The sequence below is a fragment of the Dyella sp. genome (assembly GCF_051954575.1).
GTDB lineage: Bacteria > Pseudomonadota > Gammaproteobacteria > Xanthomonadales > Rhodanobacteraceae > Dyella_B.
The window spans coordinates 1-10,042 of the sequence record NZ_JBQCHP010000010.1; the positions used below are offsets into that span (position 1 = coordinate 1).

General features: G+C 60.9%; 10 protein-coding genes and 1 tRNA gene. 6 read left to right on the forward strand and 5 right to left on the reverse strand.

Features of this window, described 5'->3' with window-relative positions:
* Positions 1-101 (forward strand): IS3 family transposase (locus tag ACTHNE_RS01255; protein WP_324942441.1); only part of this gene is annotated, 101 nt, incomplete at its 5' end.
* Positions 102-170: 69 nt separating this feature from the next.
* Positions 171-1,109, forward strand: a complete 939-nt coding sequence (locus ACTHNE_RS01260; protein ID WP_440268366.1) for a mannuronate-specific alginate lyase — start codon at positions 171-173, stop codon at positions 1,107-1,109.
* A 111-nt stretch (positions 1,110-1,220) separates the two neighbouring features.
* On the opposite strand, the gene ACTHNE_RS01265 is transcribed toward ACTHNE_RS01260, so the two are convergent.
* Positions 1,221-3,170 carry an SUMF1/EgtB/PvdO family nonheme iron enzyme gene (locus tag ACTHNE_RS01265; RefSeq protein WP_440268367.1) on the reverse strand — a complete coding sequence of 650 codons (1,950 nt, stop codon included), beginning with the start codon at positions 3,168-3,170 and terminating at the stop codon, positions 1,221-1,223.
* Positions 3,171-3,276: 106 nt separating this feature from the next.
* On the opposite strand from ACTHNE_RS01265, the gene ACTHNE_RS01270 reads away from it, so the two are divergent.
* From ACTHNE_RS01270 to ACTHNE_RS01280, 3 genes are all read left to right on the forward strand, one after another.
* Positions 3,277-4,392: a ribonuclease D gene (locus ACTHNE_RS01270; RefSeq protein WP_440268368.1), complete on the forward strand. Its 1,116-nt coding sequence runs from the start codon at positions 3,277-3,279 to the stop codon at positions 4,390-4,392.
* A gap of 51 nt (positions 4,393-4,443) precedes the next feature.
* Positions 4,444-4,519, forward strand: a tRNA-Ala gene (locus ACTHNE_RS01275).
* A 323-nt stretch (positions 4,520-4,842) separates the two neighbouring features.
* Positions 4,843-5,553: a hypothetical protein gene (locus ACTHNE_RS01280; RefSeq protein ID WP_440268369.1), complete on the forward strand. Its 711-nt coding sequence runs from the start codon at positions 4,843-4,845 to the stop codon at positions 5,551-5,553.
* A 57-nt stretch (positions 5,554-5,610) separates the two neighbouring features.
* Here ACTHNE_RS01280 and ACTHNE_RS01285 read toward each other — a convergent pair whose 3' ends face one another.
* From ACTHNE_RS01285 to ACTHNE_RS01300, 4 genes are all read right to left on the reverse strand, one after another.
* Complete coding sequence (locus ACTHNE_RS01285) at positions 5,611-5,868, reverse strand: hypothetical protein (RefSeq protein WP_440268370.1); 258 nt, start codon at positions 5,866-5,868, stop codon at positions 5,611-5,613.
* Positions 5,869-6,285: 417 nt separating this feature from the next.
* Complete coding sequence (locus tag ACTHNE_RS01290; RefSeq protein ID WP_440268371.1) at positions 6,286-6,621, reverse strand: hypothetical protein; 336 nt, start codon at positions 6,619-6,621, stop codon at positions 6,286-6,288.
* Positions 6,621-7,205 carry an RHS repeat-associated core domain-containing protein gene (locus tag ACTHNE_RS01295; RefSeq protein ID WP_440268372.1) on the reverse strand — a complete coding sequence of 195 codons (585 nt, stop codon included), beginning with the start codon at positions 7,203-7,205 and terminating at the stop codon, positions 6,621-6,623. Before ACTHNE_RS01295 ends, ACTHNE_RS01290 begins: the two co-directional genes overlap by 1 nt.
* 37 nt (positions 7,206-7,242) lie before the next feature.
* The gene (locus tag ACTHNE_RS01300; RefSeq protein ID WP_440268373.1) at positions 7,243-8,247 is read right to left on the reverse strand and encodes a transglutaminase family protein; all 1,005 of its coding nucleotides are present in this window, start codon (positions 8,245-8,247) and stop codon (positions 7,243-7,245) included.
* 355 nt (positions 8,248-8,602) lie between these two features.
* Between ACTHNE_RS01300 and rhtA the strand changes: the two genes are divergently transcribed.
* The gene (gene rhtA, locus ACTHNE_RS01305; RefSeq protein WP_440268374.1) at positions 8,603-9,490 is read left to right on the forward strand and encodes a threonine/homoserine exporter RhtA; all 888 of its coding nucleotides are present in this window, start codon (positions 8,603-8,605) and stop codon (positions 9,488-9,490) included.
* Positions 9,491-10,042: the final 552 nt, after the last annotated feature.

A 10,042-nucleotide genomic window follows, 5' to 3' on the forward strand; every position in this document is an offset into this window, starting at 1 on the left:
AAGACATTACTGACTACATCGTCAACTTCTACAACGCCAACCGCCTTCACTCCACCCTCGGCTACCGCTCACCCAACGACTTCGAGCGCTGCCACACCTAGATTCCCCTATCGACGTGTCCGAAAACACTTGACCAGTACACCCTACCCGCCGCAGTCAAAGGAGTGAGCATGCATCGATCGCTTCGAATCCTTCTCGCGCTGTTGCTCGTAGCCACCCCGGTTGCCAACGCCTGCGAAGTGCCGGCGCCATTGAAGAGCATCGATCCACCTGGCTTCTATGACGATGCGGCGGGTTACGCGCAGGCGGTGCAGCCGATGCGCGGCTTTATCGCCAAGCTCAACAAGGCGGCCGAAGCGGGCGATTGGTCTTGCGCGCTCGACCTTCTGCATGGCTGGGCGCGTGCGGATGCGCTGATGGGGCCGATCTCCGGTTACCAGGGCTATTACGAACGCTCGTGGGCGGGCACGGATTTCGCCATGGTGCTGCTGCGCACGCCGGATGCGGTGAAGGCTGCCAACGCGAACAAGCTGGCGGTGATCGATCCATGGCTGCAGCGCATCGCCATCGCCACACGCGATGCGAATGCGATCAACCATCTGCACAACAACCTCGTCTACTGGGCCGGCCTGAACCTGGTCGCCATCGGCACCGTGACCAACCAGCCGAACCTGATCGACTCCGGCCTGATCCGTGCACGCGAAGGCATTCGCGACATCGGTCCCAACGGCGCATTGGAGCGGGAAGTGAAGCGCGGCAACCGTGCCCTGCATTACCACACTTTCGCCCTGCTGCCGCTGGTGTTCACGGCCGAGCTGGTGCAACGGCGCGGCATCGATCTATACCGGGAAAACGATCACGCCATTGCGCGCCTGGCGAACCTGGTGATCGATGCGGTTCGCGACCCGAGCAGCTTCGCCAAGATCACGCCGATCAAGCAAGATCTTTTCCCGTGGACGTTCCAGGACGAACTTGCATGGATGGAAACCTACTACGCCTACACCCATGACGCGAGACTGCCTGCGTTGATCGCGCCGCGCCGGCCTTTCAAAGAGTGGCGGCTCGGTGGCGACGTAACGGCGGTTTGGGGTGTGGCGTTACGTCGATAGCAGGTAGGCTGGGATGCAAATCCCAGCATCACCATCTATACGTGCATGACAGTGCTGGGATTACATCCCAGCCTACATGGTGGCGATGCCGTCGCTAAAAAAGCGAGCAGGCTACAACTCCCGCACGATGCGAAACCCCACGCGCCCGCTGCGTATGCTCGCATCCGCACCCTGCCGGTACGCCGAATTGGCCTGTTCCGGCGAACTGCCCCACGAACCGCCGCGGATCACGCGGGTGCCGCAACCGGGATTGACCCAGGCGCTACCGTCCACCGGTGCGCGCACGTAGTTGTCGTGCCAGCAATCTTCCATCCACTCCGATACGTTGCCGTCCATGTCGTACAGGCCGAAGGCGTTCGGCGCGAAGCTCATCACCGGCGCGGGGCCCCAGTAGCCATCGCCATAGCTCTGGAAGGCGTGGCTCCAGCGGCGCCCACTGGGTGAGCGGTCGGCGGAGCCGGTGAGGTTTTCCACCTTGGTTTTCGGCGTGCCGCTGCCCCACCAGTAGCGCGTGGTGCTGCCGGCGCGCAGCGCGTATTCGAATTCCGCTTCGCTGGGCAGGCGGAATTTTTTGCCGGTACGTTGGCTCAGCCATTGCACGTAGGCGTGCGCGTCGCTCCAGGAAATGTTCACCACCGGCAGGTTGTCGGTAGCGGGGTGACCGGCGTAGTCGTCTTGCCAGGTGGCGTTGGATACGTCGCGCATCACGCCGGTGCGTTCGTCGTAGACGCTGGCGCCGCCTTGCGTGACCGATTCGGGCTTGTAGCCGCTCGCACGCACGAATTCGCGAAACTGCCCCACGGTGATGTCCGTCTGCGACAGCGCATAGCCCTTGCTGATGGCAACTTCATGCTGCGGCGTCTGCGAATCGGCACGGCCCGGTTCGTCATCCGGCGCACCCATCATGAATTTGCCGGTGGGCACGACGACCATGGTGGGCGATTGCCCGTTCATGTCGACGTAGCGGTCGGTAAAGACCTGCCCCGGCTTGAAGCTGGCGTACAGGCGCGCGTTGGTAAGCCGCACTTCGAATTCGTCGAGGCCGGCCAGTTGCGGACTGATCGATTGCGCTTGCCCGGCCAGTTGCTTGGCCAGATCGATATTGCCGGCGTCTAGCGCCGAACGTGCCTGTGCCAGCACGTTGGCGGCGCGTTGCTGGCGGATGTTGTCGATCTGGTTGCGCACCTCGCGCAGCTGCGGTGCATCGGGCTGGATCGGCGTGGCTTCGGCCATGGATTGTTCGGCGCCGGCAAAATCGTTTTGCGCTACCGCGGCCAGCGCCCGATCCAGCACCACGCGCTGCACCTGCAGCACACCTTGCGCCGCTACCGCGTTCTGCGGATCGAGCTTCTGCACCTGGCGATACAGCTCCAGCGCGTTGTTGCCGGCCGGCTTGTCCACCTTGCCCTGCTGCAGCAAGGCCGCCGCCTGCGCCAGCATCGGCCGCACCTGCAGCAGCGTCTTCATGCTGGCTTCCAGGGGCGCCACGTCGTTGGCGGTATTGGGCAGCGCCTTGAGATTATCCAGCAGCGTGCCTGCCGATTCGGAATCGCCCACCGCGATGTCCTGCGTGATCTGCGCAATCAGGTGCGTACGCACCTCGTCCAGGCCCTGCACGGCGGCGCGGCTATCGGGCTTGAGCTTCAGCGCCTGCTGGTAGAGCACGGCGGCGCTGTTCTTGTCGCCCACCATGTGGCCGGCCTGATAGGCCTTGATGGCGCGTTCCAACAGCGCCTTCACCTCGGGCGGATCGGCACTCAGCTGCTCCGGCAACGGCGCCGGCTTGCGCGACAGGCGCGCGGCGATCACCGCGGTGGGCGCCAGCGTCAACGGTGGACCGGCGTTGATTTCATCCTGCGCCGAAGGGATCGCCGGATTGGCACGAACCGGTGTCGAGGGCGCCGCACGGCCCACGCCGGGCGCGCTGGGGTTGGCCACTTCTTCCGGACTGACATGAAAAATCTCGGGAAAAAAGTGATACGTGAGGCCGAACGCCAGCACGAGCACACCCAGCGCCCCGCCGAATGCGCGTTGGCGTTGTACGGTTTCCTTGCTCGGCATGGTGGGCGTTCCGTGGCTGGCCTGCTATGGTTCGCTGCTTACCATATGGCACCACCGATGACGGGGCAATCGCGAATTGCGTGTTCCGTGATCTCAAGGAACGAACATGCCCCTGCTCTCACCGCCGCCCCAGGCCGACTGGATCGCACAACACAGCGCGCTTGAACAATGGCTGGCCGCGCTGTCGTCCGGTGCCGTGCTCGGCCTGGATACCGAGTTCATGCGCCGCAACACCTTCTATCCGCAGTTGGCGCTGCTGCAATTGGGCGTGAACGGTCGCTACGCCTTGGTCGATCCGCTTGCGTTCGACATCGGCACTGCCTTGCAGCCGCTGGAAAGCACCAGCGTGATCACCTTGATGCATAGCGCCAGCGAAGATCTGGAAACGCTCTCGCCATGGCTGCCGGAAGGCCCGCGCGTGTTGTTCGATACGCAGATCGCCGCGGCCTTCGTCGGCATGGGGCTGGGCATCAGTTATCGCGCCCTGGTGGCGGAACTCGTCGGCGCCGAGCTCGACAAAGGCGAGACACGCTCGGACTGGCTGCAGCGTCCGCTTACTGCTTCACAACGCGACTATGCCACGCTGGATGTGGTGTATCTGGAAAGCATCCACCAGCAACTCGCCGCGCGCCTGGCGCAACGCGATCGCAGCACATGGCACGCGGAAGATTGCGAGCGCCTCAAGCGCAAGAGCTGCCCGCGCGAAGGCGACCCGCAACCGCAACTGGCCTATCGCGCCGCCGCCGAATGGCCGCGCGAACAACAGGCACTGCTGCGGCGCATCCTGCTATGGCGCGACGCCACTGCACGGCAACTGGACAAGCCGCGACCATGGTTGCTGGAAGATGCCCTGGCCCTGAGCATCGCCCAGCATCCCCCGAAGCGCCTCGGTGACCTGGAACAGCGCAGCGCCGGCCAGCGAGCACTGCGTTCGGCGCAACGCGTCGAGCTGTTCGAACTGCTGCAGCCCGCCGTTTCGGCCGAAGAAATCGCCCATACCAACCCCATCCCGCCGGTGCCCCAAGGCAAGGCCAAGCAAGCCCTGTCCGAGATGAAGCAATACGTGGACAGCTGCGCCGCCCAGCTCGACCTGCCTCCCGGCCTGCTCTGCTCGCGCCGCGTGATGGAGGAATTCGTGGTGACCGCCCAATGGCCGGACGCTCTGGAAGGCTGGCGCCGCGAGGTGCTGTTCGACCGCCTTACCGCGCTGCTGCCGGGGTAACGCTGAGGCTTGGCGCCTCCCGGCTGCGCTGCTACCATATGCAGCTCGCGTGGGGCGGTAGCTCAGCTGGGAGAGCGTCGCGTTCGCAATGCGAAGGTCGGGAGTTCGATCCTCCTCCGCTCCACCAATTTATCCCATGAAAACAGCGACATTCGATTGCATCGGTTGTCGCTGTTTTGCTTTATTTGGCACAGTTCGGCAGTCAGGGTGTGCCAAATTTGTACCGAGCAGTTCTCCGCGCAATCCCTAGCGCCAGCTTCCAAGTGATTCAACGCACGCTACCGCCATCTTCTGCACGTACATGATTTCAAAAGGCCCCCTTCGGCAGGCATGCGTCATATATGCGTACCCGGAGGTCCTTAGACTCAATAGTCGCGAAGGGTCGGCTTTGATTGTGCGGCAGACCACAGCCCCTGCACGGAACCTGGCATCTACCGCTCGGTCGCGTGCATGCAAGGCGCGCAATTCGTCAAATACCACCCAACTCCCCTAGCCGTATTCTCCGGACGCAATCTTAGCCGAGAGCGTGGTGTTTCTATTCTTCGTAGTCATGGCATAGATTCACGTCTTGCACGCATGCCAGGTAACGAGGCGAAGAAAATGTCCCCCATATCCTCCGAAGCAGTTGAGCAAACCCTTCCCATGAAAAGGCTTCGACAAATTATTTCGCTTGGAGCGTTGTTGTTTGTACTCGCTCACCTCTTTTGGCCCGTTTTGAAAATTGACTCCATCACGGTCTGCCTCATCGTCATCGCAATTCTTCCGTGGATCTCACCACTAGTGAAATCCCTTGAGTTACCAGGCGGCTGGAAGTTGGAATTCGCAGAGATAAGCAAACATATTATCGAAGAGAACGTACCTTCGTCTAAAAGAGAAAAGTTAACTAGACATCAAGTTGTATCGTCTCAGACCTGGGATCGTGGTTACTACAAGCTCTATTCAAACGGTACCTTTACTCAGCGCTTCAAATTAACGATCAAGGCGGGCAGTAATCAATCAGATTTTGTCTTACCGATCGCATTCCCTAACGAGGCTACAAGCATCGAGGTTTTAGGTGATCTAGCCGTAAAAGTTGTCGAGCTGTCATCTTCGAAAGTTTCAATTAGACATCAGCCACAATTTGCCGACATGGAAGTAACTATCTTGGTCACCGGCCTATAAAGATACAAAGAATCAGGCCCGTACCAGCTCATGCCTACTCCTCGCTCGATCTTATCGTTATGGAAGGCGCTTGAACCTGATGCGGTAGCGCCGCGGGTGGCGCTCGGCTTGATAGATCACAGGGCGCACATCGTAGCGCCGCTCCCGTTGATCCATCAGGTCCGGAACATATGCGCGATCCGCATCACTGATGCACATTCCCAGGATCACCGCGCCCATCGCCACCGGTGAAAAGGACTGGTAGAAACTGGCGCGCCCTTGAGAGACCAGGCGCCACTCTTCCTCATAAGCCCAATCAGGCGATTTGCGAAGCATCGGCAATACATCGCGTTGCTGGCTGGTTCGAGGATGTCCGTGAGCACAGGATAGGTGGCGCTGTATTCATATCCTGATGCGGTTGAAGCTGAACACACAATCCCGTGTGGCTTTGTGCGTAATGCGCCCAGAGCAGTGGACTAGAAGGATTGGCGGACAGCGCACACATACCCATCTTTGCCACCGTTGTCTGCAGCGCATGGATTGCACGTGCGATCAGTCGCTCCGGGTGGGCAACCTCGTCACTTTTCACCATCGCTTAAAGCTGCTGGCTTAGGATCACTATCTCCCTTGCCCTCACCGACAGAAGTCCAGCGCCTGGAATCCGGAAATGCTCTTGTCCAAGCGACGTCCCCCAGCTAAAAGAACCCGGCTCTCGACCCAAAGCGTTGATCACACCGGTTGGATGTGAAACGCCTAAGGCGAGGTGAGATGGGCGGTATGCACCACCTTTCCTGCCCCATCCAACTCAACGGACCAGGCCTCTCCTATCAGGCTCATCTTGTTCGAATACCAAAGCCTCTGGACGCATGGTGCGGCGCATTCAGGCGCTCCGTATTTCGCCAGGCGGTAGCTCGGTGTCTCCCGATCGGTCGGCTGCCCCATCACTTGAATCACGTGCTGCTCGGTGTCGCCCTCTTTCACCTGGTCGAAGCCCCGCTCGCGCTGATGCGACACCGCGCTGCACGAGCCGATGTAGAGCAAGGGGATCACCACGATGAGCCCCACCACGATCTTGACGGAGACGCTCATCAGTGCCGCTCAAAACCGGGAAGGAGGTTCATGAGCCCTTGGGGAATCGGGCCACCCTGAGGGATGAAGAATGTCTGTGCTCCGGGGATGCTGCCCACATCGCGAGACAGGCCACCTGGGAAGGGAATGTCCTGGGTGGGCACCCCGCCGGCGTTGAGTGCCTGGTTCGTGCGCGCGGCGCAGTTGTCGAAGATGCCTACGCTGTTCCGACCCGGATGCAGCGCGTAATAGGCAAGCATCTGGGCGTCCTGCTCAGGAGAGGTGGGAATGTAGGTCACCATCTGGTTGCGCAGGGCCATCTGGTTCGTCAAATAAGCCTGGACGTTGCTGCCTAAATTCGTGTCGTTGCCGTAGGAAAAGACGCCCCCGCCTGTCACCGCGTTGGCGACGTGGCCGAAGATATTGAGGCTCCCGCCGATATGGCCACCTGCGATCACCAGCGCATCGAGGCCCAAGGGGTCGATCGCGGTGAGTGGATTGTTTTGGACGTAGGCGTAGGTGTTCACGCCGCCGGCCAATCCGATGGGATCGGATTGGATGTAGCGCGCCTGTGCCTGGTGACTGATCGCGAGAAGGCCCAGCATGGCCAAGCCTGAAAGCAAAACTTTCATCATTACCCCTCTATTTCGCCTTGTCGTGCTGAATCTGTTGAAGGTAATGGACGTCTTCCTGGACGGTGGGTTCACGCCACCCCAGGCGCTCGGCCTTTGCAAACAGCATCAGATTGTTGTTGCTCAGCATTTGATAGTCGGCCTGCTGGCTCGCCGGAATGTCTTCTGGGCGTGCATACCGGCTCAGGTAGCGCGTTTGCAGCAAGTGGTAGTAAGCGCTGCCCCGCATCAAGAGGGAGAGCACGTCCTTGGGGTTGTTCCCCAGAGCCAGCTCCGTCAAGTCGAGCTGGAACTCCGGCGCGCGGTGGTGCGCGTAGAACTCTTCCAAAGTGTCGATCAATACGCCCACGCTTTCCTTTTTGCTCAACGGGCGCAGATAGATTCCGGTGAGCAACGCGCGCGGCTGGATGTGGAACTGATCCACGTAGCCTTGATCGCGGAGCGTGCCACCGCTGGTGGCCTCGACGTTGAGCCAGGTGCCGTCGTCCTGGTGGAACTTCACGAAAACATGAAGCGGCGCGGTCGCCAGTGTCATGTCCAGGCCGATCTTCTGACCCAGGATGACGTAGAGCATAGGCATGGACACACAGTTGCCCTTGCGGGTCTTCAAGTACGTCGTGAGCAGTTTGTTCTGGATGTCCTTGCCCAGTGGATCATCGAAATCGTAGGCAAAGGGGCGGTTGTCGTTCCAAGGCCCTGGCTGATAGAGCGTAGTGTTCAACGCCACCAGCTTCTGCATGTTCGAGGCACCCGGTGGGATGCGGGCGCTCACGCGATCGGCCCAGGCATCCAGTTCGTGGAGGGTGGCCGCAGGTTTCACTGTCGGATCGATCATGCGCTCGATCGTGACCTCGGCCTGTGCCAGGTCCACCCGGTTCTCGGGTTCGGCCAGCAGGGCTTTGAGTGCGGCGAGATTGGGGTCTTTCGAGAGCGGAATTGGTGACGCGGCGGCGTGACCCGCGAGCGACCGTCCCGCGAGCAATATGACAAGCCCGATGATGCACCAGTGACGCATCCGCTGTCTCCCTGTCCAAGGATAGAATGTTACTGCTAGGGGTCGCCGGGCGGCAACGGCAAACTACGCCTCATTCGGAGGCAATTGAAAAGCAAGTGTCCTGGTGCCAGCGTCCAGGTGCCAGATCCTCCTCCGCTCCACCAATTATTCCAGGCAAAACGGCGTACCTCTGGGTAGTGCGCCGTTTTGCATTTGAAGGTCTGCAAAATCCCATGTGCGAGTATGGGCTGTCGATGGCAAAGCCAGAGCAGCATTCCATGTTCCATGGCATAGATCACCGCAGCCGTAGTGACAAGCCAAAACGATTAGCTCTATAACGGCCTACTCACATCCCGCCTCCCCCACAGACTTCGCCATGCCCTCCTCTCGCGCCACCTCGCTCGCTCCCTTGCTGCTGGCCGTTGGCGTCCTGCTGATAGCCATGGCTTCGTATCAATGCGGCGCGGCGATCGCCAAGCATCTTTTCCCGGCCGTAGGCGCGCAAGGGGCGACGGCTTATCGGTTAGGCCTTGGTGCGCTGGTGCTGCTGGTGTTGCGGCGGCCGTGGCGAATGCGGCGGGAGAGTGGCGATTGGCGTGCGCTGTGGGGTTATGGGCTGTCGATCGGGGTGATGAACCTGGTGTTCTACCTGGCGTTGAATCGTATTCCGCTGGGCATTGCGGTGGCGCTGGAATTTACCGGGCCGCTGGCGCTTGCCTTGTTCCATTCGCGCCGCTGGGTGGATGTGGTGTGGGTGGCCTTGGTGGCGATCGGATTGGTGTTGCTGATGCCGCCGGGAAGCACAACTACGCACCTGGATCCGATCGGCGTTGTGTACGCGCTTTCCGCTGGCGTGTGTTGGGCGCTGTATATCGTGCTCGGGAAGAAGGCCGGCGCGAAGTACGGCACCGACGCGGTGGCGTGGGGCACGTCGATCGCCGCATTGTTTGCGATGCCGATCGGCATTGCGCATGCCGGGCAGGCGCTGTTTTCCCTGCCCCTGCTGCCGCTTGCTCTGGGCCTGGCGATCTTGAGCTCCGCCCTGCCCTTCACCTTGGAAATGATTGCGATGACGCGTCTGCCTGCACGCACGTTCGGCACCTTGCTGAGCCTGGAGCCTGCGTTCGCCGCGATGGCCGGCATGATCTTTCTCAACGAGCACCTGAGCACGCTGCAATGGTCGGCGATTGTGGCGATCATCGTTGCATCCGCAGGTACGGTGTTGAGTGCGCGGCAGGTGGTGGCGGAGCCGTTGATGACGTGAGAATCCAGCGTACTGCCATCTGTTCCCTCCCCTGCGTAGTAGGGGAGGGCTAGGGTGGGGTTACGCAATCTCGCGATGGATTCCAACGACGCGGCAAGCTCGTGCAACCCCAACCCTCCCCCCGGATCAAGTCCGGGGCAGGCTCTGCGCGCAGGGGAGGGAGCCATCGTTCGCATGATTAGATTAAGGCAACACTGAATAAGTATCGCCGTCGTCACCAGCCCTGTCTGTTCGCAGGCCATAGGGCCGTCGGCGAAGGCAGACTGGCGCATCGTCGAGACGGGTACCTGCGGCATGCGGACAGACAGGGCTGGCCCAACTAGTGAATTTAAAGAGATGGGTGATGCCTGGAAGGCCCGCAGGCTGCGCCGCGCGGCTTGGCAAGACGGCCAGTCTTCCCGGCGCCGCGCTACACACCCTGCGAGCCTTCCAGGCATCATGACGACGGCGATACTTATTCAGTGTTGCCTTAAAACGCCTTACTTGATCCCTGCCCCTTTCGCCGCGCTTCGCGCTTCGATCGATGCCTTGCACGCTCCTGCAACAACAGCG

Bases quoted from the DNA above. Each gene is read 5' to 3' on its own strand.
- ACTHNE_RS01290 (WP_440268371.1), bottom strand. From the start codon at position 6,621: ATGAGCGTCTCCGTCAAGATCGTGGTGGGGCTCATCGTGGTGATCCCC.
- ACTHNE_RS01270 (WP_440268368.1), top strand. From the start codon at position 3,277: ATGCCCCTGCTCTCACCGCCGCCCCAGGCCGACTGGATCGCACAACAC.
- ACTHNE_RS01280 (WP_440268369.1), top strand. From the start codon at position 4,843: ATGCAAGGCGCGCAATTCGTCAAATACCACCCAACTCCCCTAGCCGTA.
- ACTHNE_RS01285 (WP_440268370.1), bottom strand. From the start codon at position 5,868: ATGCTTCGCAAATCGCCTGATTGGGCTTATGAGGAAGAGTGGCGCCTG.
- ACTHNE_RS01295 (WP_440268372.1), bottom strand. From the start codon at position 7,205: ATGCTGGGCCTTCTCGCGATCAGTCACCAGGCACAGGCGCGCTACATC.
- ACTHNE_RS01300 (WP_440268373.1), bottom strand. From the start codon at position 8,247: ATGCGTCACTGGTGCATCATCGGGCTTGTCATATTGCTCGCGGGACGG.
- ACTHNE_RS01265 (WP_440268367.1), bottom strand. From the start codon at position 3,170: ATGCCGAGCAAGGAAACCGTACAACGCCAACGCGCATTCGGCGGGGCG.
- rhtA (WP_440268374.1), top strand. From the start codon at position 8,603: ATGCCCTCCTCTCGCGCCACCTCGCTCGCTCCCTTGCTGCTGGCCGTT.
- ACTHNE_RS01260 (WP_440268366.1), top strand. From the start codon at position 171: ATGCATCGATCGCTTCGAATCCTTCTCGCGCTGTTGCTCGTAGCCACC.